Source organism: Sphingomonas yantingensis, assembly GCF_014199325.1.
Classification (GTDB): Bacteria; Pseudomonadota; Alphaproteobacteria; order Sphingomonadales; family Sphingomonadaceae; genus Sphingomonas; species Sphingomonas yantingensis.
The window spans coordinates 250,893-271,914 of the sequence record NZ_JACIJJ010000001.1 but is presented as its reverse complement, the minus strand read 5'-3'; the positions used below and the strand labels follow the sequence as shown (position 1 = coordinate 271,914).

At 68.3% G+C, this 21,022-nt stretch carries 21 protein-coding genes; 14 read left to right on the top strand and 7 right to left on the bottom strand.

The window, feature by feature from the left end; all coding sequences use genetic code 11:
• Positions 1 to 14 precede the first annotated feature (14 nt).
• Positions 15 to 1,184, bottom strand: a complete 1,170-nt coding sequence (locus FHR19_RS01340) for a PQQ-dependent sugar dehydrogenase (protein ID WP_184023490.1) — start codon at positions 1,182 to 1,184, stop codon at positions 15 to 17.
• Positions 1,185 to 1,386: 202 nt separating this feature from the next.
• On the opposite strand from FHR19_RS01340, the gene rimP reads away from it, so the two are divergent.
• The 5 genes from rimP to rbfA are packed head-to-tail and all read left to right on the top strand — an operon-like array spanning position 1,387 to position 7,560.
• A complete protein-coding gene (gene rimP, locus FHR19_RS01335) occupies positions 1,387 to 1,926 on the top strand; it encodes a ribosome maturation protein RimP (protein WP_184023488.1) in 540 nt (179 codons plus the stop codon).
• A gap of 9 nt (positions 1,927 to 1,935) precedes the next feature.
• Positions 1,936 to 3,561 carry a transcription termination factor NusA gene (nusA, locus tag FHR19_RS01330; RefSeq protein ID WP_184023486.1) on the top strand — a complete coding sequence of 542 codons (1,626 nt, stop codon included), beginning with the start codon at positions 1,936 to 1,938 and terminating at the stop codon, positions 3,559 to 3,561.
• A 57-nt stretch (positions 3,562 to 3,618) separates the two neighbouring features.
• Positions 3,619 to 4,374: a DUF448 domain-containing protein gene (locus tag FHR19_RS01325; protein ID WP_184023485.1), complete on the top strand. Its 756-nt coding sequence runs from the start codon at positions 3,619 to 3,621 to the stop codon at positions 4,372 to 4,374.
• Positions 4,371 to 7,121: a translation initiation factor IF-2 gene (infB, locus tag FHR19_RS01320; RefSeq protein WP_184023484.1), complete on the top strand. Its 2,751-nt coding sequence runs from the start codon at positions 4,371 to 4,373 to the stop codon at positions 7,119 to 7,121. The genes FHR19_RS01325 and infB overlap by 4 nt, the downstream gene beginning before the upstream one ends.
• Before the next feature lie 22 nt (positions 7,122 to 7,143).
• The gene (gene rbfA, locus FHR19_RS01315) at positions 7,144 to 7,560 is read left to right on the top strand and encodes a 30S ribosome-binding factor RbfA (protein WP_184023483.1); all 417 of its coding nucleotides are present in this window, start codon (positions 7,144 to 7,146) and stop codon (positions 7,558 to 7,560) included.
• Here the strand turns inward: rbfA and FHR19_RS01310 are convergent.
• Entirely contained in the window at positions 7,545 to 8,102 is a 558-nt protein-coding gene (locus FHR19_RS01310; protein WP_184023482.1) for a YceI family protein, read from the bottom strand. The genes rbfA and FHR19_RS01310 overlap by 16 nt on opposite strands.
• 55 nt (positions 8,103 to 8,157) lie before the next feature.
• On the opposite strand from FHR19_RS01310, the gene FHR19_RS01305 reads away from it, so the two are divergent.
• Positions 8,158 to 8,742, top strand: a complete 585-nt coding sequence (locus tag FHR19_RS01305; protein ID WP_184023481.1) for a thymidine kinase — start codon at positions 8,158 to 8,160, stop codon at positions 8,740 to 8,742.
• Here FHR19_RS01305 and FHR19_RS01300 read toward each other — a convergent pair.
• Entirely contained in the window at positions 8,739 to 9,587 is an 849-nt protein-coding gene (locus FHR19_RS01300) for a hypothetical protein (protein WP_184023480.1), read from the bottom strand. The two genes, FHR19_RS01305 and FHR19_RS01300, sit on opposite strands and share 4 nt — an antisense overlap.
• Positions 9,588 to 9,775: 188 nt before the next feature.
• On the opposite strand from FHR19_RS01300, the gene truB reads away from it, so the two are divergent.
• From truB to FHR19_RS01275, 5 genes are all read left to right on the top strand, one after another.
• Positions 9,776 to 10,666, top strand: a complete 891-nt coding sequence (truB, locus tag FHR19_RS01295) for a tRNA pseudouridine(55) synthase TruB (protein WP_184023479.1) — start codon at positions 9,776 to 9,778, stop codon at positions 10,664 to 10,666.
• 22 nt (positions 10,667 to 10,688) lie between these two features.
• Complete coding sequence (rpsO, locus tag FHR19_RS01290; RefSeq protein WP_184023477.1) at positions 10,689 to 10,958, top strand: 30S ribosomal protein S15; 270 nt, start codon at positions 10,689 to 10,691, stop codon at positions 10,956 to 10,958.
• Between the two features lie 224 nt (positions 10,959 to 11,182).
• Positions 11,183 to 13,513: a polyribonucleotide nucleotidyltransferase gene (gene pnp, locus FHR19_RS01285; protein ID WP_184023475.1), complete on the top strand. Its 2,331-nt coding sequence runs from the start codon at positions 11,183 to 11,185 to the stop codon at positions 13,511 to 13,513.
• Between the two features lie 127 nt (positions 13,514 to 13,640).
• Complete coding sequence (locus FHR19_RS01280) at positions 13,641 to 14,651, top strand: histidine kinase dimerization/phosphoacceptor domain -containing protein (protein WP_184023473.1); 1,011 nt, start codon at positions 13,641 to 13,643, stop codon at positions 14,649 to 14,651.
• Between the two features lie 75 nt (positions 14,652 to 14,726).
• Entirely contained in the window at positions 14,727 to 15,089 is a 363-nt protein-coding gene (locus FHR19_RS01275; RefSeq protein ID WP_184023471.1) for a DUF4440 domain-containing protein, read from the top strand.
• Between the two features lie 4 nt (positions 15,090 to 15,093).
• On the opposite strand, the gene FHR19_RS01270 is transcribed toward FHR19_RS01275, so the two are convergent.
• Positions 15,094 to 16,272: an MBL fold metallo-hydrolase gene (locus FHR19_RS01270; protein WP_184023469.1), complete on the bottom strand. Its 1,179-nt coding sequence runs from the start codon at positions 16,270 to 16,272 to the stop codon at positions 15,094 to 15,096.
• Positions 16,273 to 16,395: 123 nt separating this feature from the next.
• Here FHR19_RS01270 and gor point away from each other — a divergent pair, with 123 nt between their 5' ends.
• On the top strand, positions 16,396 to 17,745 hold the full coding sequence (gene gor, locus FHR19_RS01265) for a glutathione-disulfide reductase (protein ID WP_184023467.1): 1,350 nt from the start codon (positions 16,396 to 16,398) through the stop codon (positions 17,743 to 17,745).
• Between the two features lie 44 nt (positions 17,746 to 17,789).
• Positions 17,790 to 18,698, top strand: a complete 909-nt coding sequence (era, locus tag FHR19_RS01260) for a GTPase Era (RefSeq protein ID WP_184023465.1) — start codon at positions 17,790 to 17,792, stop codon at positions 18,696 to 18,698.
• Between the two features lie 54 nt (positions 18,699 to 18,752).
• On the opposite strand, the gene FHR19_RS01255 is transcribed toward era, so the two are convergent.
• The 3 genes from FHR19_RS01255 to FHR19_RS01245 are packed head-to-tail and all read right to left on the bottom strand — an operon-like array spanning position 18,753 to position 20,556.
• A complete protein-coding gene (locus FHR19_RS01255) occupies positions 18,753 to 19,466 on the bottom strand; it encodes an NAD-dependent deacylase (RefSeq protein ID WP_184023463.1) in 714 nt (237 codons plus the stop codon).
• Positions 19,447 to 20,079, bottom strand: a complete 633-nt coding sequence (locus FHR19_RS01250) for a hypothetical protein (protein WP_184023461.1) — start codon at positions 20,077 to 20,079, stop codon at positions 19,447 to 19,449. Before FHR19_RS01250 ends, FHR19_RS01255 begins: the two co-directional genes overlap by 20 nt.
• Positions 20,080 to 20,556 (bottom strand): winged helix-turn-helix transcriptional regulator, encoded by a 477-nt coding sequence (locus FHR19_RS01245; protein WP_184023459.1) that lies wholly within the window; start codon positions 20,554 to 20,556, stop codon positions 20,080 to 20,082.
• A 138-nt stretch (positions 20,557 to 20,694) separates the two neighbouring features.
• Here FHR19_RS01245 and FHR19_RS01240 point away from each other — a divergent pair, with 138 nt between their 5' ends.
• Positions 20,695 to 20,991 carry a CC_3452 family protein gene (locus FHR19_RS01240; protein WP_184023457.1) on the top strand — a complete coding sequence of 99 codons (297 nt, stop codon included), beginning with the start codon at positions 20,695 to 20,697 and terminating at the stop codon, positions 20,989 to 20,991.
• Positions 20,992 to 21,022: the final 31 nt, after the last annotated feature.

Below are 21,022 nucleotides of genomic sequence, written 5' to 3'. Positions count from 1 at the left end.
GCGGGAGCACTGGATCAACCCTTCGGCGTCAGCTTGAGCAGCCGCCCGCCCTCGCCGTCCTCGAGGACGTAGAGCGCGCCGTCCGGCCCCTGCTCGACCTCGCGGATGCGGCGGCCCATCGGGAACTGGTCGCCCTTGGTCGCGCTGGTGCCGTTCACGTCGACACGGACCAGCGATTCGCTCGACAGTCCGCCGATGAACAGATCGCCCTTCCACTGCGGGAACGCGTTGCCGGTATAGACGATCAGCCCGCCGGGCGAGATCACCGGGTTCCACGACACCTTCGGCGCCTCGAGATCGGGCCGCGTCTTGTGATCGGGAATGTCGCGCCCGTCATAGTGGTCGCCGTCCGAGACGATCGGATAGCCATAATTTCGGCCGGGCAGGATGAGGTTGACTTCGTCACCGCCCTTCGGCCCCATTTCCTGCTCCCACAGGTTGCCGGACTGGTCGAAGGCGAGGCCGAGCAGGTTGCGGTGGCCGTACGACCAGACCGCGGGGTGGAAGCCCTTCTGCGTGAGCCCAGGATCGCCCGCCGGCTTGCCGTCGAGCGTGAGGCGAAGCACCTTGCCCAGCGTCGCCTTGGGGTCCTGCGCCGGATCGAACTTCTGCCGCTCGCCATTGGTGAAGAACAGATACTGGCCATCGGGCGAGAAGGCGATGCGACCCGAATAATGGCCGTCACCCGACACGAACGGCGTCGCGCGGAACAGCTCGGTCACGTTGTCGAGCTTGGCCGAACCGCCGCTCTCGGCCAGCGTGCCGCGCATCAGCACAACGCCCTTGCCGCCCGACCCCGCCATCGACGCGGAGAAATAGACCTGCCGGTTCTGCGCGAAGCCGGGGGCGAGGACGACGTCCATCAGCCCACCCTGCCCCGCGCCATCGACCGCGGGGATGCCGGCGACCGGCGTCTTGGTCTTCCCGTCGGCGCTGACGAGCAGCATCTGCCCCGCCTTTTGCGTCACCAACATCCGCGCGTCGGGCAGGAAGGTCATCGCCCAGGGCGCGTCGAACGTCGCCACCGCCGCGGTCTGGAACGGCACGCCGCCGCTCGTCGCACCCGGCGTCGGGGTGGGCGTCGCGTTCTGGCTGGGGGCGGGCGACGGGGCCGATGGCGCGGCGCCGTCGTTGCAGGCGATCAGCGCGGTCGCGGCGACCGCAAGGGCAAGGGGGGCACGCATGGTCGGTCTCTCCCGGCAAATATGTCGTTTGGCGAACCAGTAGCATGGCGGCCGGTTCCGCCAAGCCCCGGTTCCGGGACGGCTTGTGTGTGTCAGCCAACGCGCGTATACGGCCCCTTGTTCTCGACATTGGTGACATTGCCGGGGTCGGGGCCGAAAGGCTCCGGCGCGATACCCGCTTGTCTGCCCATCGGAGTTTGATTTGACCGACCTTGCTCGCCTGACCGACCTGATCAAACCCGAAGCCAAGGCGCTCGGGCTGTCGCTGGTGCGCGTCAAGTTCTTCGGCGGGCGGTCGGACCCGACGCTTCAGGTGATGGCCGAGCGGCCTGACACGCGCCAGCTGGTGATCGAGGATTGCGCCGAGCTGTCGCGCCGCATCTCTGACCGGCTGGACGCGCTGGAGGCCGAGGGCAAGGACCCGATCGAGGGGGCCTACCGGCTCGAGGTGTCGTCGCCCGGCATCGACCGGCCGCTGACGCGCCTCAACGACTTCGCCGACTGGGCGGGCCATGAGGCGCGCCTGACGCTGACCGAGCCGGTCGAGGGGCGCAAGCAGCTGACCGGCGACCTCGTCGGGGTCGAGGGGACCGCGGTCACGATCGACGTGCGCAAGCATGCGCGCATGGCCGTCGACTTCGCCCAGATCGCCGACGCAAAATTGCTGCTCACCGATCGGCTGATCGCCGCGACGCAGCCGCTCTCGGTCGAGGGCGCCGACAAGATTCTCACGGAAGGGTAACAGACGAAGATGGCCAACGCCGTTTCCGCCAATCGGGCCGAGCTGATCGCGATCGCCGATTCGGTCGCCAAGGAAAAGCTGATCGACCGCGCCATCGTCATCGAGGCGATGGAAGAGGCGATCCAGCGCGCCGCCAAGAACCGCTACGGCGCCGAGATGGACATCCGCGCCAAGCTCGATGCCGGCTCCGGCGATCTTCGCCTGTGGCGCGTGGTCGAGGTGGTCGAGGAAGTCGACGACCTCTACAAGCAGGTCGACCTTAAGGGCGCGCAGAAGCTGAAGAAGGATGCAGCCCTCGGCGACTTTCTCGTCGATCCGCTGCCGCCGATCGAGTTCGGCCGCATCCAGGCGCAGGCTTCGAAGCAGATCATCTTCCAGAAGGTTCGCGACGCCGAGCGCGAGCGCCAGCACGAGGAGTTCAAGGACCGCGTCGGCGAGATCATCACCGGCGTCGTCAAGCGCGTCGAGTTCGGCCATGTCGTCGTCGACCTCGGCCGCGCCGAGGGCGTCATCCGCCGCGACCAGCAGATCCCGCGCGAAGTCGTCCGCGTCGGCGACCGCGTGCGCAGCCTGATCCTGTCGGTGCGCCGCGAGAATCGCGGGCCGCAGATCTTCCTTAGCCGTGCGCACCCCGACTTCATGAAGAAGCTGTTCGCGCAGGAAGTCCCTGAGATCTACGACGGCATCATCGAGATCAAGGCCGCTGCCCGCGATCCGGGTTCGCGCGCCAAGATCGGCGTCATCAGCCGCGACTCGTCGATCGACCCGGTCGGCGCGTGCGTCGGCATGAAGGGCAGCCGTGTGCAGGCCGTCGTGCAAGAGATGCAGGGCGAGAAGATCGACATCATCCCCTGGTCGCCCGACACCGCGACCTTCGTCGTCAACGCGCTCCAGCCGGCGAACGTCGCGCGCGTGGTGATCGACGAGGAGGACGACCGGATCGAGGTGGTGGTCCCCGACGATCAGCTTTCGCTCGCCATCGGCCGCCGCGGCCAGAATGTCCGCCTTGCCAGCCAGCTGACGGGCAAGGGCATCGACATCCTGACCGAGACCGACGCCAGCGAGAAGCGCCAGGCCGACTTCGTCCGCAATTCGGAGACGTTCCAGAACGAGCTCGATGTCGACGAGACGCTGGCGCAGCTCCTGGTGGCCGAGGGCTTCTCGGAGCTCGAGGAAGTGGCGTACGTGGAGCTCGACGAGCTGGCGAGCATCGAGGGCTTCGACGACGAACTGGCGCAGGAGCTTCAGAGCCGTGCGCAGGAAGCGCTGGAGCGCCGCGAGGATGCCGCGCGCGAGGAACGTCGCGCGCTCGGCGTCGAGGACGATCTGGCGACGATGCCCTATCTGACCGAGGCGATGCTCGTCACGCTGGGCAAGGCGGGCATCAAGACGCTCGACGACCTCGCCGACCTCGCCACCGACGAATTGGTCGAGAAGCGTCGCGCGGAACCCCGCCGCCGCGGCGAGGACGCGCCGCGCAAGCCCGAGAACAAGGGCGGTATCCTCGGCGAGTACGGCCTATCCGACGAGCAGGGCAACGAGATCATCATGGCCGCCCGCGCGCACTGGTTCGAGGACGAAGCAGCGCCTGCGGCAGAGGTCGAGGAGGACGCAAATGCGGACTCCTCACAATGAGCGCGCTTTCGCACCGTTGACTGCGGTATCGCGCCTCTCCGCTAAGGAGGGGCCGCGATGAACGACCGCAGCTGTATCCTGTCGCGGGGGACCGGCCCGCGCGAGGGGCTCGTGCGCCTGGCGCTCGGCTGCGACGGCCAAATCCATCCCGACGTGCGCGCCAAGGCCCCCGGCCGCGGCGCGTGGATCGGCGTGGACAAGCCGGCGCTCGAGGCCGCGATCGCCAAGGGCCGCCTTCGCGGTGCCCTGTCGCGCGCGTTCAAGACAGGCGACATCACCGTCCCCGCCGATCTGGCCGACCGGATCGCCGATGCGCTGCAACGCGCGACGCTCGACCGGCTGGGGCTGGAGGCGAAGGCCGGGACGCTCCTGACCGGCGGCGAGCGGATCGAGGAAGCTGCCCGGCTGGGCCGGCTGCACCGCCTGTATCACGCGGCCGACGCCGGCGGTGACGGCGTGCGCAAGCTCGCACAAGCCTGGCGAGTCGGCCGCGATGCCGAGGGGTCGGGGCTGACCGGGGTGGTATTGCCGATCCCGCGCACCATATTGTCGTTGGCACTGGGCCGCGAAAATGTGGTACATATCGGTCTCACCGACGCCAGAGCAGCGAAGCGGGTGAGCGAAACGCTCGACCGCTGGCTGCATTTTATCGGACCTGAACCCACCGCCCAGCCTTGCGAAACCGGCTCGCAGGGCGCATCGACCGCAACCACGGTCCTGCGCGGAACTGCCGGCCACGACGCCCCGGTGAAAGCCGGAACGAATGGCCCGGCCGACGCCGGAACGAATGAAGGACTTCGAGTACCCGAATGAGCGATACGGACAACGACAAGCCGAAGCTGGGCGCGCGCGCGCCGCTGGGCCTCAAGCGCACGGTCGAGACGGGCAAGGTGAAGCAGAGCTTCAGCCATGGCCGCTCGAACACCGTCGTGGTCGAGGTGAAGCGCCGGCGCATGATCGGCCGTCCGGGCGAGGACACGGGTGCGCCTGTCCAGGAGGCGGCGCCGGCCGCTCCTGCCCCCGCCGCTTCGGCCCCGCCGCCGCCGCCGCCCCCCGTGCGTCGCCCGCCGACGAACGAGACCCCGCACGAGCGCCAGGCACGCCTGCTGCGCGAGGCTGAGGAGCAGCGCATGAGCGCGCTCGAGGACGCGCGTCGCCGTGACGAGCGTCTGCGCGCCGAAGCCGCCGAGGCCGAAGTCCGCCGCCAGGCCGAGAAGGCCGAGGCAGAGGCAGCCGAGCGCGCCGCCGCTGCCGCCGCCGAAGCCGAAGCGGCCAAGCCCGCGCCGGCACCCGAGCCCGCGCCCGCCCCCGCCCCGCAGCCCGAGTTCGAGGTCGCAAAGGCGGCCGAGCCTGCGCCTGCCCCCGCCAAGGCCGAGCCTGCCGTGCCCGTGGCCCCGCCCGCGCCGCCGCAGCCGGTGACGCTCCAGCTCGATCCGGGCCTGCCCGCGCCGCGCCGGTTCAGCCCCGTCGCGCGCCCGGAAATCCCGCGTCCCCAGCCCAAGCCCGAGCCGAAGCAGGAGGCGCCCGCCGCCGCCGCCGCACCGGCCGGCGGTCAGGCACAGGCGCCGCGCGCGACGCCCGGCGGCACCGGCGCGGCGACCCCGCGCCGCGATGCGCCGCCGGCGCGTCCCGCGCCTTCGCGCGACCGCAAGGGCGACGACCGCCGCCAGTCGGGCAAGCTCACGGTCAACCGTGCGCTCAACGAAGATGGCGGCGCGCGTGCCCGCAGCCTCGCCGCGCTCAAGCGTGCGCGTGAAAAGGAACGCCGCGGCCATGGCGGCCCGCGCGAGCCGCAGGCCAAGCAGGTCCGCGACGTCAAGGTGCCCGAGGCGATTACCGTCCAGGAGCTCGCCAACCGCATGGCCGAGCGCGGCGCCGACCTCGTCAAGTCGCTGTTCAAGATGGGCATGCCCGTCACGCTGACGCAGACGATCGACCAGGATACCGCCGAGCTGCTCGTCACCGAGTTCGGGCACAACATCAAGCGCGTGTCCGACAGCGACATCGACATCCAGCTCGACACGACCGAGGACGATGACGGCGCGCTGAGCCCACGTCCGCCGGTGGTCACGATCATGGGCCATGTCGATCACGGCAAGACGTCGCTGCTCGATGCCCTTCGCGGCACCGACGTGGTGCGCGGCGAGGCGGGCGGCATCACCCAGCATATCGGCGCCTATCAGGTGACGCAGAAGGACAAGTCGAAGATCACCTTCCTCGACACGCCCGGCCACGAGGCGTTCACCGAGATGCGTGCCCGCGGCGCCAACGTGACCGACATCGTCGTGCTCGTCGTCGCCGCCGACGACGGCCTGATGCCGCAGACGGTCGAGGCCATCAATCACACCCGCGCGGCGGGCGTGCCGATGATCGTCGCGATCAACAAGATCGACAAGCACGAGGCCAATGCCCAGAAGATCCGCGAGCGGCTTCTGAGCGAGGAAGTCGTGGTCGAGGAAATGGGCGGCGAGACGCAGGACGTCGAGGTGTCGGCGCTCAAGAAGATCGGTCTCGACGACCTGATCGAGAAGATCCAGCTCCAGGCCGAACTGCTCGAACTGCGCGCCAACCCGGATCGCGCGGCCGAGGGCACGGTGATCGAGGCCAAGCTCGACAAGGGCCGCGGTCCGGTCGCGACGGTGCTCGTCAGCCGCGGCACGCTCAGGGTCGGCGACGTGTTCGTCGCCGGCGCCGAGAGCGGCAAGGTCCGCGCGCTGGTCAACGACAAGGGCCAGCAGGTCAAGGAAGCCGGTCCGTCGACCCCGGTCGAGGTGCTGGGCCTGTCGGGCGTGCCGATGGCCGGCGATCCGGTGCAGGTCGTCGAGAACGAGGCGCGCGCCCGCGAGGTCGCGGCCTATCGCCAGTCGGTCCTGACGCAGAAGCGCACGACCAACGCGCCCGCCAGCCTCGAGAGCATGTTCTCGGCGCTATCGGCGAAGAAGGCGATCGAATATCCGCTGGTGGTCAAGGCCGACACGCAAGGGTCGGTCGAGGCGATTGTCGCCGCGATCAACAAGATCTCGACCGACGAGATCCGCGCGCGCGTTCTCCATTCGGGCGTCGGCGGCATCACCGAGAGCGACGTGAACGTGGCCGCGGCCTCGGGCGCGCCGATCATCGGCTTCAACGTGCGTCCCAATGCCAAGGCGCGCGAGATCGCCGAGCGGAACAAGGTCGCGTTCAAATATTACGACGTGATCTACGACCTGACCGACGAGATCCGCGCCGGCATGGCGGGCGAGCTCGGGCCGGAGGCGTTCGAGACGGTCGTCGGCCGCGCCGAAATCCGCGAGGTCTTCTCGGCGGGCAAGCACGGCAAGGCGGCGGGTCTGCTCGTCACCGAAGGTGTCATTCGGAAAGCGCTCAAGGCCCGCATCACGCGCGCCGACGTCATCATCTACCAGGGCGAGATCGCGTCGCTGCGCCGCTTCAAGGACGATGTGGCCGAAGTGCGCGCAGGCCTCGAATGCGGCGTGACGTTCAGCCAGAACTTCACCGACATCAAGGCCGGCGACTATCTCGAAACCTTCGAGGTGGAGATGCGCGAGCGGACGCTCTGAGCGTCCGTTTCGCGAGGGTCTGATGGCACGCCAGCAGGATAGTTCGCCCGAGGGCCGCTCGGTCCGGCTGCTGCGCGTGGGCGAGCAGGTTCGTCATGTCCTGTCCGACGTGCTGATGCGCGGCGACGTTCATGACGACGTGCTCGCCGCGCACAGCGTCAGCGTGACCGAGGTGCGGATGTCGCCCGACCTTCGCCACGCGACGGTGTTCATCAAGCCGCTGCTGGGCGCGGACGAGGCGGCGGTGCTCAAGGCGCTGCGCACCAACACCGCCTATCTCCAGCGCGAGGTGGCGGGGCGCATCAACCTGAAATACGCTGCCAAGCTCAAGTTCCTGGTCGACGAGAGCTTCGACGAGGGCGACCGCATCGACGCGCTGCTGCGCTCGCCCAAGGTCGCGCGCGACCTCGAGGATGAGGGCGATCAACCCGAAGGCTGAAGGTCGGCCTCAATGGCGATGCGCACCCGCCCCCCGACGATCAGCGGATAGGCGGTCATCCCGAAGTCCCGGCGATCGATCTCGGTCACGGCGGACACATGAAAGGCACCGCCCGCCGCCAGCGTTTCGATCGGCCTCGAGAACCGCACGTAGAGCCTCGCTGGCCGGCCGACTCCGCGCGCGATCACGCTCCCCTCAATGGTGCCCGCCGCCGACCCGGTGGCGCGTAGACCCGACCCGACGAAGCGCACGATCGGATGGCGCGCGACATCGAAGAAATCCTCGCCCTTCAACCGCCGCTCGGTCACGCTGTCGGGCGCGACCAGCGCCGCGGCGTCCAGCCGTACGTCGAGGCGAACGTCGTCGCCGACCACATCGGCGGAGCCTTCAACTTTCGGGAAGCGCGCGGTCTTCCTGGCAAAGCCGAAAAAGCTGACCGTGGCCGTGACGAGACTGTGAGCGGGGTCGATCGCCAGCCGCCGGTCGGGCACCGCGAATAACAGGCAGAGCATAGCGATCAGGCCAGCCATCGCCGCGATCATGCGCCCGCCCCTGCGCCTTCGCAATCGGGGACCGCGCTGCTAGGGCGGTGTCCGCATGGCCAAGCTCTATTTCTACTACGCCTCGATGAATGCGGGTAAATCGACCACGCTGCTCCAGGCCGACTTCAACTATCGTGAGCGGGGGCTGCACACGATGCTGTTCACCGCCGCGCTCGACGACCGCGCGGGGGCGGGGCGGATCGGGTCGCGCATCGGGCTCGGTGCCGATGCCACCGCGTTCGACGCGGCGACCGACCTCTTCGCCGTCGTCATGGCGGAGCACGCGCACCGCACCGTCGGCTGCGTGCTAATCGACGAGGCGCAGTTCCTGTCGGCCGCGCAGGTCGATCAGCTCGCCGCGCTGGCGGACAAGGCGGACATTCCCGTCCTCACCTACGGCCTGCGCACCGATTTCCGCGGGGCGTTGTTCGAGGGCGCGGCGCGACTGCTCGCGATCGCGGATTCGCTGACCGAGCTCAAGTCGATCTGTCCCTGCGGGCGCAAGGCGACGATGAACCTGCGCGTCGACGCCGACGGCAATGCGGTGCGCGAGGGCGCGCAGACCGAGATCGGCGGCAACGACCGCTACGTCGCGCTCTGCCGCCGCCACTTTACCGAGGCGATGGAAGCCGCGGCCTAGCGCCACATCCGCGCGATCAGCCGCTCCCCCTCCGGATCGTACGCGGCCAGGTCGGCGCGGGTGAACGGGAAGAAGTCGTTGCGGCTGAAATACGCCTCGGTCAGTTCGGCGAAATATTCGGCGGCGTTGGTCCGGGCATAGGCATCGACGGTCGAGCCGTCATGGCGCCTGACCGCGAGATAGCCTCCGCTCTCCATTGCCCTCCGATAGGTCGCCTCGATCACCGCGCGATCGGCATCGGGCAGTCGGAAGAAATAGGCGTGCGCCAGCTCGTGCAGGATCGATGCGGGCTGCACCCGCGCGGTTTCGATGAACATCGCCGCATCGGACACCTCGATCCCGCGGGCCATCTCGACGGTGCGCCCGTGCGCGACGAGCCAACCCGGATCGGGGTGGTACATGCCCCCCGGCCCCGAATGGTCAAGGAGGAAGATCGGCGTGCCTCTCACCTGCGCCAGCGCAGCGGCGGGCAGGACCGCCTCGACCTCGTCCAGCATGTGCATGATCGTCGCGAGGGCCGCCCGCGCCGGCTCGCGCCTCGGGCGAAGCGCGATGTCGGCAAAGACCTTCCATCCGGGCGGTGCGGCGACGCGCCGATAGCGGCTGGTGCCCACATAGGTGCCGTTCAGCACCCCGTCGATCCGCACCCGGCGGCGACAGCGACCGGCGGGATCGACCAGTTCGAACATATGGCCGGGATAGGTGTCGAGCGCCAGGAACCCGCCCGGTGCGATTATCCCCTGATCGACCGCCCTGCCCGCCCGGTCGATCCAACGCACGCGCAGCGGCACCGTGCCGCCGTTCTGGAACGCGTGCTGCGCGCGCTCCCCATTTGGCCGGTCCACGGTTGCCGGCGCCGCCCCCCCCGCATCCGGTCGACGAAGCGGCCAGGGCAAGCGCCGTCAGCGCGGTCGCGATCATCATCCGTCTCCCATGGCCCGATGCCCGTCTTCGGCAGCGATTGCGGCGGCTTGAGGGCGCAGGCGCACGCGCGACTGGCGCTCGCCCGCGCCAGCGACTAAGCGCGCGCGCCATGCATGGCTGGATCATCCTCGACAAACCGCTCGGCCTCGGCTCGACGCAGGGCGTGAGCGCCGTCAAGCGCGCGCTGCGCCAGGGCGGCTACGGCAAGGCGAAGGTGGGGCATGGCGGCACGCTCGACCCGCTGGCGACCGGCGTGCTGCCGATCGCGGTGGGGGAGGCGACGAAACTCGCCGGGCGGATGCTCGACAGCGATAAGGTGTACGACTTCGCCGTCACCTTCGGGACCGAAACCGGCACGCTGGATGCCGAGGGCAGCGTCGTGGCGACCAGCGAAGCCCGCCCGGACGCCGCCGCAATCGAAGCGGCCCTGCCGCGTTTCACCGGCCCGATCGACCAGGTGCCGCCCGCCTATTCGGCGCTTAAGGTGGACGGCGAACGCGCGTACGACCTCGCGCGGGCAGGCGAGACGTTTAAGCTGGCAACGCGCGCCGTCACGATCCATTCGCTGGAACTGACGCCGCCCGGCGATGGCCCGGTCGAGGCCGCTACCTTCACCGCCCATGTGTCCAAGGGCACCTATATCCGCAGCTTGGCGCGCGATATCGCATACGCCCTCGGCACCGTCGGCCATGTGACGATGCTCCGCCGGACGAAGGCGGGTCCGTTCGGGCTGGATCAGGCGATTTCGCTGGACATTCTGGGCCAAGCCGCTAGTTCGCGCACGCTTGAGAACCACATTCTGCCGCTGAGGGCGGGGCTGGACGACATCCCGGCTCTATCTCTCGAACCCGGTCAGGCAGGATCGCTCCGTCAGGGGCGGGTGCTGACCGGATCTGCTGCCGACGATGGCCAGTATTTCGCGCTGGACGGGGAAATCCCGGTCGCGCTGGTCGAGGTGACGGACGGAAACGTCCGCGTCGTACGGGGCTTCAACCTGTGAAACGATGTCGAGGACAAGAAACATGACGATCACTGCCGAGCGCAAGGAAGCGCTGATCCAGGACAACGCCCGCAACAGCGGCGACACGGGCAGCCCCGAGGTCCAGATCGCGATCCTGACCGAGCGTATCTCGAACCTGACCGAGCACTTCAAGACGCACGCCAAGGACAACCATTCGCGTCGCGGCCTGCTGATGCTGGTCAACAAGCGTCGCAGCCTTCTCGACTATCTGAAGAAGAAGGATGCGGACCGCTATACCGCGCTGATCGCGAAGCTCGGTCTTCGCAAGTGACACGAAGGGGCGGCCCGGCTGGGTCGCCCCTTTTGCCATCCGGGCACCGACCCGGTTTCCAGCAAGTACCGGCGCGAATGCGCCGCGACCCAGCGGCTGGAGCTGGACCCCGGCAACGCCGGGGTACGTGACGGGACAGGGCAATCCGGCCCGATCCCATGAGCCGCAATCGGCTCGAATACAGGCCCCGGTCCGCATCTGGCGGCCGGTGTGAAGGAAATCAGATGTTCGATCACAAGAAAGTGGAAGTCGAGTGGGGCGGAAAGACCCTCACCCTCGAAACGGGCAAGGTCGCCCGCCAGGCTGACGGCGCGGTCATCGCGACGCTCGGCGAGACCGTCGTCCTGTGCGCCGTGACGGCCGCCAAGACGGTCAAGGAAGGGCAGGATTTCTTCCCGCTCACCGTCCATTACCAGGAGAAGTTCTCGGCCGCGGGTCGCATCCCCGGCGGCTTCTTCAAGCGCGAGCGCGGCGCGACCGAGAAGGAGACCCTGGTCTCGCGTCTCATCGACCGCCCGATCCGCCCCCTCTTCCCCGAGGGTTTCTACAACGAGATCAACGCGATCGCGCAGGTCCTCTCCTATGACGGCGAGAACGAGCCCGACATCCTCGCGATGGTCGCCGCGTCCGCAGCCCTGACCTTGTCGGGCGTGCCGTTCATGGGCCCGATCGCCGCCGCGCGCGTCGGCTACAACGATGGCGAGTACATCCTCAACCCGACCGACAAGCAGGTCGCCGAGGGCGAGCTCGACCTCGTCGTCGCGGGCACGCACGACGCGGTGATGATGGTCGAATCGGAGGCCAAGGAGCTGTCCGAGGACGTCATGCTCGGCGCCGTCATGTTCGCGCACCGCTCGATGCAGCCGGTCATCGACGCGATCATCAAGCTCGCCGAGCAGGCCGCCAAGGAGCCCTGGGACCTGAAGCCGGTCGAGGATCAGGCCGCGCAGAAGGCCAAGCTCAAGGATCTGATCGGCGCGGACCTGAAGGCCGCGTACAAGCTCACCAACAAGTCCGAGCGTCAGAACGCGATCAACGTCGCCCGCACCAAGGCGCGCGAGGCGTTCGCCGACCTCAAGGACAGCGATCCCGCCCAGTATCTGGGCGTGCTCAAGCTGGTGAAGAAACTCGAGGCCGAGATCGTCCGCACGGCCATCCTCAAGGAAGGCATCCGCATCGACGGCCGCGACCTCAAGACCGTTCGCCCGATCGTCGCGGAAGCGCACTTCCTGCCGCGTTCGCACGGTTCGGCGCTGTTCACCCGCGGCGAGACGCAGACGATCGCGACCTGTACGCTCGGCACCAAGGACGCCGAGCAGATGATCGACGGTCTGGGCGGCCTCAGCTACCAGAACTTCATGCTGCACTATAACTTCCCGCCCTATTCGGTCGGCGAAGTGGGCCGCTTCGGTGCGCCGGGTCGCCGCGAAGTGGGGCACGGCAAGCTCGCCTGGCGCGCGCTGCACCCCGTGCTGCCGACCAAGGACGAGTTCCCGTACACGATCCGCGTCACCAGCGACATCACCGAGTCGAACGGATCGTCGTCGATGGCGACCGTCTGCGGCGGCAGCCTTGCGATGATGGATGCCGGCGTGCCGTTGAAGCGCGCGGTGTCGGGCATCGCCATGGGCCTGATCCTGGAGGGCGACGAGTTCGCGGTCCTGTCGGACATCCTGGGCGACGAGGATCACCTCGGCGACATGGACTTCAAGGTCGCCGGCACGTCCGAGGGCATCACCACGATGCAGATGGACATCAAGATCGCCGGCATCACCGAGGAGATCTTCACCGCGGCGCTGCGCCAGGCCAAGGAAGGCCGCGCGCACATCCTGGGCGAGATGGCCAAGGCGCTCGGCGAGACGCGCAGCGAGCTGTCGGCGCACGCGCCGCGGATCGAGACGCTCACGATCGACAAGTCGAAGATCCGCGACGTCATCGGCACCGGCGGCAAGGTCATCCGCGAGATCGTGGCGACCACGGGTGCCAAGGTCGACATTGACGACGACGGCGTCATCAAGGTGAGCTCGTCGGATCACTCGCAGATCGAGGCGGCGATCGCCTGGATCAAGGGGATCGTCGAGGAGGCCGAGGTCGGCAAGGTCTATAACGGCAAGGTCGTCAATCTCGTCGACTTCGGCGCGTTCGTGAACTTCATGGGCGGCAAGGACGGTCTCGTCCACGTCTCCGAGATCCGCAACGAGCGGGTCGAGAAGGTCGGCGACGTCCTGAAGGAAGGCCAGGAGGTCAAGGTCAAGGTCCTCGAGATCGACCCGCGCGGCAAGGTTCGCCTGTCGATGCGCGTCGTCGATCAGGAGACCGGCGCCGAGCTCGAGGACACGCGGCCCGCGCGCGAGCCGCGCGGCGACCGTGGCCCCCGCCGCGAGGGCGGTGACCGCGGCGATCGCGGTCCGCGCCGTGACGGCGGCGACCGCGGTGACCGCGGCGGCGATCGCGGCCCCCGCCGCGACCGCGGCCCGCGCCGCGAGCGCTCGGAAGGCGGCAAGGACGAGGGCGGCGAGAATATCGGTCTGCCTTCGTTCATCACCGAAGACTGATAGGGGGCAGCCCCCGAAATGAGGGAGGGGTGCGGTCCTTTGACCGTGCCCCTCCTTTTTTAATGAATACAACTGGTTCCGGCTTTAGGTTACGGCACCGAAACGCTGGCGAGGATAGTTTCCCCAAGTGACGAATGCGCAGGACCGGATCTGGATCGAGCGGCTGCCGCTGGCGGCGGGCCGGCCCGTGCTCGGCTTCGGCGTCACGACGCTCTTGATCCTCGCCGCCTTTGCGCTGCGCTGGGTCGCCGATCCCTATCTGCCGGGCGGCTTTCCGTTCGTCACCTTCTTCCCCGCGGTCATCCTCGCCTCGGCGTTGTTCGGCGCGCGATGCGGTGCCTATGCGGGCCTCGTCTGCGGGCTGCTTGCCTGGTACTTCTTCGTCGATCCGAAGATGAGTTTCGCCATCCGCTCGGACACGCTCCTGGCGATGGCGTTTTACCTGCTCGTCGTCGTCACCGACGTTTTCATCATCCACTGGATGCAACGCGCCAACGCCAAGCTGGCGCGTGAGCGGGAATTGAGCCGCGTCCTCGCCGACACGCGCGAACTCCTGTTCCGCGAGCTTCAGCATCGCGTCTCCAACAATCTTCAGGTCGCTGCGGGCCTTATTTCGCTTCAGAAGCGGCGGATCGACGATGCCGACGCTCGGGCTGCGCTCGACGAGGCCTCCCGGCGGCTCGCATTGATCGGGCGGATCAGCCGCCAGCTTTACGATGCCGGCGGCGCGGCGCGGCGGATGCGTGAATTCCTCGAGCCGCTTTGCCACGACGTGATCGAGGCGAGCGGCCGCACGGGCATCCGCTGCCACGTGATGGTCGAGGAGGACGCGACGCTCAGCCCCGACGCCGCCATCCCGCTGGCGCTGATCGTCGCCGAATCGATGGCCAATGCGATCGAGCACGGCTTCGCCGACCGCGAGCATGGCGTGATCGAGGTCGAGCTGTCGCGCGACGGCGCGCAGTCGCTCAGGATCGAGGTGCGTGACGACGGCCACGGCCTGCCCGAAGGATTCGACATCGACGGCTCGGGCAGCCTGGGCCTTAGCATCGCGCGCACGCTAGCCGCGCAACTGAGCGGCACGTTCGAGCTGGTCGCGGGACGTGGCACCACCGCGCGGCTTCTCCTGCCCGCCTAAGGGCTTTGGCCCGTGCGCCGGAACCGCGTGACCGTTCCGACCGCTTCATCCGCCTGACCAATCGGGAGAAGCGAGATGGATGACGACCGCGTCTGGGCGTTCGAGGAAAGCCTGTGGACAGCCGATGCCGAGCATTATCGCGAGTCGATCGATGACGAATGCGTGATGGTCGTTCCCGCCCCGCCCTTCGTCATGACCGGCGCGCAGGCGGTCGAGGCGGTCGCCAACACCCCGCGCTGGTCGAAGGTCGCCTTCTCCGACCAGCAGATCATGCGCCCGCAGGAGGGGCTGATCGTCATCGGCTACACCGTGGATGCCGAAAAAGACGGCGGCGAGAAGTACGAGGCGCATTGCACCTCCACCTATCGTCGGCTGGAGCACGAGGTCTGGAAGGTCGTCCAGCACCAGCAGACGCCGCCGCTGAAGATGGGCGGCTGACCGCCTAGCGCAGCGCCCGCACCACCGGCGTGCGGGCGCAGCTTGCCAGCTGCGCCTCGTCCAGCGGCGACGGCGCGGCAGATAGCGGTGGCACATCGAACGGCCGCCCGACCTCGCGTCGCCCAAACCGATCCGCCGGCGCGGCTGCACACCGCATCAGCCGGTCGAGCATCGCCGGCGGCGTTTCGCGGGCCTCCGCCGACAGTTTGAACGTGCCCCAATGGATCGGCATCGCCGTGGGTCTGCCCAGCCGGTCCCAGACGCGCACCGCCTCGTGCGGGCCGATATGACTGCCCGTCGCCATCTCGCCCGGCTGGAAGCGAAACGCGCCGATCGGGATCAGCGCCAACCGGATCTGCCCGATCGCCGCCGCCTCTCGCGGCCATTCGCCGTCGCCGAACCCGGTATCGCCCGCGAAGAACAGGTTGCCGCCGGGCAGCTCGATCACGAACGCGGACCACAGCGCGCGATTGCGGTCGGCGAACCAGCGGCTGCCCCAATGGTGGTTGCGCACGACATGCACGCGAGCGCCCCGCACGCCTGATGCGTGGCCCCAGTCGAGTTCGGTCGCCTCGATCCCCGCCGACCGTAGGATCGCGCCGTTGCCAAGGCTGGTGACGATCGCCGGCCGATCGCGATCCCACAGCCGCTTGAGCGTCGCCAGATCGAGATGGTCATAGTGATTGTGGCTGACGACGATCAGGTCGATCCTGGGCAGGTCGGCAAGTGCGATCCCCGGCGCCGTCGTCCGCTTCGGCCCGAACCCGAACGGCCCCGCCCGCTCGGCCCAGACCGGATCGGTGAGGATGTTGAGCCCCGGCGTCTGGACGAGCACGCTGGCATGACCGACCCAGGTCGCCCGCATCGGCGGGGCCGCGCCGCGCGCGGGCGGGAGGATCAGCTCGGCCCTCGTCGTCGGCCGCACCGCCACGCTCGCCGGCCACGCCGCCTCGCCCTCGCCGGTCAGCCGCCGCCAGAAGAAGCCCGCACGATTGCCGCCGCCGGGGACGCGTGCGGTGTCGTCGCCGTCGGGGTTGAAGAATCGCTCGCCGTCGAAATGGCCGCTCCCGGTTCCTCGATAATAGATGCGGTCGAGAAACGCGGGGACGATCGACGCGGCCAGGCACGCCGCGACCACGACCCAAAGCAGCACGCCCACCGTCCATTTCGTCGCGCGCGCCATCGTCCCTCCACTCACTTGTGCCCCTTACGTCCGCGGCGCCCTCGCGGTTCCGGTGCGAAAGCCTTTGTCCCCGGCCCCGCCCCACCCTATCTGGCGGCAAGCATATGTGAAGGAGCGCGCGCGTTGGCCCAGTACGACTATGACCTGTTCGTGATCGGCGCGGGCTCCGGCGGCACGCGCGCGGCGCGCGTGGCGGCGGCTTACGGCGCGAAGGTGGCGGTGGCGGAGGAATACCGCGTCGGCGGCACCTGCGTCATCCGCGGCTGCGTGCCCAAGAAGCTGCTCGTCTACGGCGCGCACTTCGCCGAGGATCTGCGCGATGCGCGCCATTTCGGCTGGGACGTGCCGCCCGACTGCGCATTCACCTGGGAGCGGCTGCGCGACAACGTGCTGGCCGAGGTCGACCGGATCAACAAGGCATACACGCAGACGATCGAATCGAGCGGGGCGGAGATCATCCTCGAGCGCGCGACGATCGCCGGGCCGCACGACGTCAAGCTCGCCAGCGGCCGCACCGTCACCACCGAGCGCATCCTGATCGCCACCGGCGCGACGCCGCAGGTCCCCTCCTGCCCCGGCCACGAGCACGGCTTCACCTCGAACGAGGCGTTCCATCTGGACGCCATCCCCGAGCGCATCCTGATTGCCGGCGCCGGCTATATCGCCAACGAGTTTGCCGGCGTGTTCCACCAGCTCGGTAGCCACGTCATGCTCATCAACCGAAGCGACGTGATCCTGCGCGGCTATGACGAGCAGGTGCGCGACCGGCTGCTCCAGATCTCGACCGCCAAGGGGATCGAGTTCCGCATGAACGCCGAGTTCCGGGGCATCGAGAAGCAGGCGGACGGCTGCCTCAAGGTATCGATGACCAACCACCCCGACGTGACCGTCGACGCGGTGATGTTCGCCACGGGCCGCGTGCCGAACACCGGCGGGCTGGGGCTGGAGAACGCGGGCGTCGAATGGGACGACAAGGGTGCGATTCGGGTGGACGGACAAAACCGCACCACCTGCGACAGCATCTTCGCAGTCGGCGACGTCACCAACCGCGTCCAGCTGACGCCGGTTGCGATCCGCGAGGGACAGGCGTTCGCCGACACCTTTTACGGCAACAAGCCGACCACCGTCGATTACGACTGCATCCCAAGCGCCGTCTTCAGCCACCCGCCGATCGCCGGCGTCGGCCTGACCGAAACGCAGGCGCGCCAGAAGCACGGGTCGGTCAAGGTCTATCACTCCGACTTCCGCCCGATGAAGAACGTGCTGGCCGGTCGCAACGAGCGCGCGCTCTACAAGATGGTGTGCGACGCTGACTCGGACAAAATCCTCGGCATCCACATGATCGGTCCTGACGCGCCGGAAATCCTCCAGGCCGCCGCCGTTGCGGTGAAGGCCGGGCTGACCAAGGCGGCGTTCGACGCGACGGTGGCGCTGCACCCGACGATGGCCGAGGAACTGGTGCTGTTGAAGTGAGCGCGGGCATGGCGGTCTGCGCGTCCTTGCGCTAACGGCCGCACATGACCGAAACTCAAGAATCGACCCGCTGCGGCCTTGTCGCCGTGGTGGGGGCGCCCAATGCGGGCAAGTCGACGCTCGTCAATGCACTCGTCGGCCAGAAGGTCGCGATCGTCAGCCCCAAGGCGCAGACGACGCGCGTCCGCCTGATGGGCATCGCGATCGAGGACCAGACCCAGCTCCTGCTCGTCGACACCCCCGGCCTGTTCGACCCGAAGCGCCGGCTCGACCGCGCGATGGTGTCGGCGGCGTGGGAGGGGGCCGAGGGCGCCGACGCGATCGCGCTGGTCGTCGATGCCAAGGGGGGCTTGCCCGAAAAGGTGCTGAGCATCGTCGACCGGCTCGCCGCGCGATCGGAACCCAAGATCCTGATCCTCAACAAGGTCGATCTGGCCGACAAGCCGCGCTTGCTCAACCACGCCCAGCGGCTCAACGAGCGGCTGGCGTTCGACGAGATCTTCTTCGTCTCGGCCACCAGCGGCGACGGGATTCCCGAGCTCAAGACCGCGCTGGCGGGGCGAATGCCCGAGGGGCCCTGGCACTTCCCCGAGGATCAGGTGAGCGACGCCACCGACCGGATGATGGCCGCCGAAGTGACGCGCGAGCAGCTCTACCTCCAGCTTCATGCCGAGCTCCCCTATGCCAGCGCGGTCGAGACCGAACGCTATTCGGAGCGCGAAGACGGGTCGGTCGAGATCCACCAGCAGATCCTCGTCGAACGCGACACCCAGCGCGCGATCGTGCTGGGCAAGGGCGGCGCGCGGATCAAGGATATCGGCGCCAAGGCGCGCGCCGAGCTGTCGCGGATCATGGGGGTGCCGGTGCACCTCTACCTCCACGTCAAGGTGAAGCCCGGCTGGGACGAGGATCGCGGCCTCTATCGCGACATCGGGCTGGACTGGGTGGAGTGACCCACCCGGTTGTCCGTTCGTCGTCCCGGACTTGATCCGGGATGACGTTCAGGATCACCCGGCCAGCAACCCCGCCACCCATTCCGGCACCAGCACGCTCGCCGGCCCCATCCGGCTTTCCTCGAACAGGAAGCTCCCCTGCGACGGCTCGAGGTTGATCTCCAGCGTCGCTGCCCCCCAGTGCCTCGCCGTCTGCACGAACCCGGCGGCGGGATAGACCGCGCCCGACGTGCCGATCGACACGAACAGGTCGCACGACGATAAAGCCGCCTCGATCCGGTCCATGTCGTAGGGCATCTCGCCGAAGAACACGATGTCGGGGCGGAGCGCCGGCGCACCGCACGCCCCGCACACGCTCCCCGGCGGCAACGCGTCGGCCCACTCGGCCCGCGCCCCGCACGCGGCACACAGCGCCGACTTCAGCTCGCCATGCATGTGCAGCAGCCGCGTCGCCCCCGCCCGCTCGTGCAGGTCGTCGACATTCTGCGTGACGATCAGCAGCTCGCCCGGCCATTCGGCATCCAGCCGCGCCAGCGCCCGATGCGCGGCATTCGGCTCGACGGTCGAAAGCGCCGCGCGGCGCAGGTCGTAGAAGCGGTGCACGAGCGCCGGATCGCGCGCCAGCGCCTCGGGCGTGCACACGTCCTCGACGCGGTGCCCCTCCCACAAACCGCCCGGCCCGCGGAACGTGGCAATGCCGCTCTCGGCAGAAATGCCTGCGCCGGTGAGAACGAGAATGTTGGGATAGTCAGGTGAAGGAACAGTCATAATAGTCGCCCCAGAGCCGGCGGCAGGACACTAGATCGCCGCCGAACAGCCTCGTGATCCGGTCGGGCGCCCGAAACCGGCCACTTGCATCGAAGCCATCGGCCTTCATCATTTCGCCCGTCGGATCGAAGACGATCCCCGACCAGTTGTCGAGCATTCCTTCCGGATTGAAGGCGACACGAAGTGGTGGCCCGCGATCGACGGCAAGCCTGACGCCGAACTTGCGTTCGATCCGCTCGACCTGATCCGGGTGGCGACGCAGCTCGCTGATGATGGTTCGATACGTGCGCGTGTTGATCGCGAGGCGTGTCAACGAACCAGCCGATGCACCGAGGGCAAGCACGGGCCAACTCGATCCGACCACCAGGCACGCAATTGCAAGCGTCGCGCCGCCACGTTTGACGCGCAATTGCCACCGATCCTTCGAAACGGCATCCCAGACGAGCGAGGCGCCGATGCCCGCCAGCAGGATCAATGCCGTCGCCGGCAAAATGAGCAGGAACAGGACAATCCCCCAGCCAGCGTTCCAGCTGTTGACGAAGCCAACCGTGAAGACAACCGGCAGTACCAGCGCGATCAGCTTCGCGCGCGATCGCAGGATCGCCCCCTCCACCTACTCCGCCGCCTTCGCGTCCTCGACTTCTTCCGGCAGCGCCCAGAGCAGGTCCTGCGTCGTCAGCGGACGGCCGTCGTGGCTCATCACGCGGACGGGGGCGACCGGGCGGTGGTCCTGGGCGTCGACCAGTACGGGGGAAATGGTGCCCGTCATCTCGTATTTCTCGCCCCATTGGCGCAGTGCGACGAGCGTCGGCAGCAGGTCCTTGCCCTTGTCGGTCAGGCGGTATTCGACCTTGCGCCGATCGTCGTCGCACGGTCGTCGCTGGAGGATGCCGTGGTCGACCAAGCGCCCCAGCCGGTTGGCGAGGATGTTGCGCGCGATGCCGAGCTCGCCCTGGAACTCCTCGAAATGCCGGAACCCGTTGAAGCTGGCGCGCAGGATCAGGAACGACCAGCGTTCGCCCATCGCCTCCAGCGCGGCGGGGAGGCTGCAGTTCATCGCCAGCTGGCGCAGCGGTTCGCGCAATCCCATTCGTCGATCCTAGAGCAAATGCGGTGACAGGCAACCGCGGGTACTTTTTGCAGAGCAGCATAGGTTGCGACTTGCAACCTTAGAAGCCGGCTTGTAGGTTGCAAATCGCAACCCGCTTTCCGGACAGGAGCCCTCCCCATGCTGCGCTTTTTCGCCCCGCTTGCCCTGAGCCTCGTCGTCGCCAGCCCGGCCATGGCCGAGGGTTATTACAGCGCTGTCCCGACGACCGCGCCGGCCAAGGCGTCGATCGTGACGCGCAGCACGGTCTGGAAGTGCGCCGACGGCGCCTGCACCGCGGCCAAGGCCGGGTCGCGCGACGCGATCATGTGCGAGCTGCTCGTCCGCGAAGTCGGCCCGGTCAGCCGCTTCGCCGCCGCGGGCACCGATTTCGACGCCGCCGCGCTCGAAAAGTGCAACGCCCGCGCCAAGGGCTAAAGGTTTCGTGACATTTGCGCCGCTCCTCGCC

Bases quoted from the DNA above. Each gene is read 5' to 3' on its own strand.
- FHR19_RS01340 (WP_184023490.1), bottom strand. From the start codon at position 1,184: ATGCGTGCCCCCCTTGCCCTTGCGGTCGCCGCGACCGCGCTGATCGCC.
- nusA (WP_184023486.1), top strand. From the start codon at position 1,936: ATGGCCAACGCCGTTTCCGCCAATCGGGCCGAGCTGATCGCGATCGCC.
- FHR19_RS01325 (WP_184023485.1), top strand. From the start codon at position 3,619: ATGAACGACCGCAGCTGTATCCTGTCGCGGGGGACCGGCCCGCGCGAG.
- infB (WP_184023484.1), top strand. From the start codon at position 4,371: ATGAGCGATACGGACAACGACAAGCCGAAGCTGGGCGCGCGCGCGCCG.
- rbfA (WP_184023483.1), top strand. From the start codon at position 7,144: ATGGCACGCCAGCAGGATAGTTCGCCCGAGGGCCGCTCGGTCCGGCTG.
- FHR19_RS01310 (WP_184023482.1), bottom strand. From the start codon at position 8,102: ATGATCGCGGCGATGGCTGGCCTGATCGCTATGCTCTGCCTGTTATTC.
- FHR19_RS01305 (WP_184023481.1), top strand. From the start codon at position 8,158: ATGGCCAAGCTCTATTTCTACTACGCCTCGATGAATGCGGGTAAATCG.
- truB (WP_184023479.1), top strand. From the start codon at position 9,776: ATGCATGGCTGGATCATCCTCGACAAACCGCTCGGCCTCGGCTCGACG.
- rpsO (WP_184023477.1), top strand. From the start codon at position 10,689: ATGACGATCACTGCCGAGCGCAAGGAAGCGCTGATCCAGGACAACGCC.
- pnp (WP_184023475.1), top strand. From the start codon at position 11,183: ATGTTCGATCACAAGAAAGTGGAAGTCGAGTGGGGCGGAAAGACCCTC.
- FHR19_RS01275 (WP_184023471.1), top strand. From the start codon at position 14,727: ATGGATGACGACCGCGTCTGGGCGTTCGAGGAAAGCCTGTGGACAGCC.
- FHR19_RS01270 (WP_184023469.1), bottom strand. From the start codon at position 16,272: ATGGCGCGCGCGACGAAATGGACGGTGGGCGTGCTGCTTTGGGTCGTG.
- era (WP_184023465.1), top strand. From the start codon at position 17,790: ATGACCGAAACTCAAGAATCGACCCGCTGCGGCCTTGTCGCCGTGGTG.
- FHR19_RS01255 (WP_184023463.1), bottom strand. From the start codon at position 19,466: ATGACTGTTCCTTCACCTGACTATCCCAACATTCTCGTTCTCACCGGC.
- FHR19_RS01245 (WP_184023459.1), bottom strand. From the start codon at position 20,556: ATGGGATTGCGCGAACCGCTGCGCCAGCTGGCGATGAACTGCAGCCTC.
- FHR19_RS01240 (WP_184023457.1), top strand. From the start codon at position 20,695: ATGCTGCGCTTTTTCGCCCCGCTTGCCCTGAGCCTCGTCGTCGCCAGC.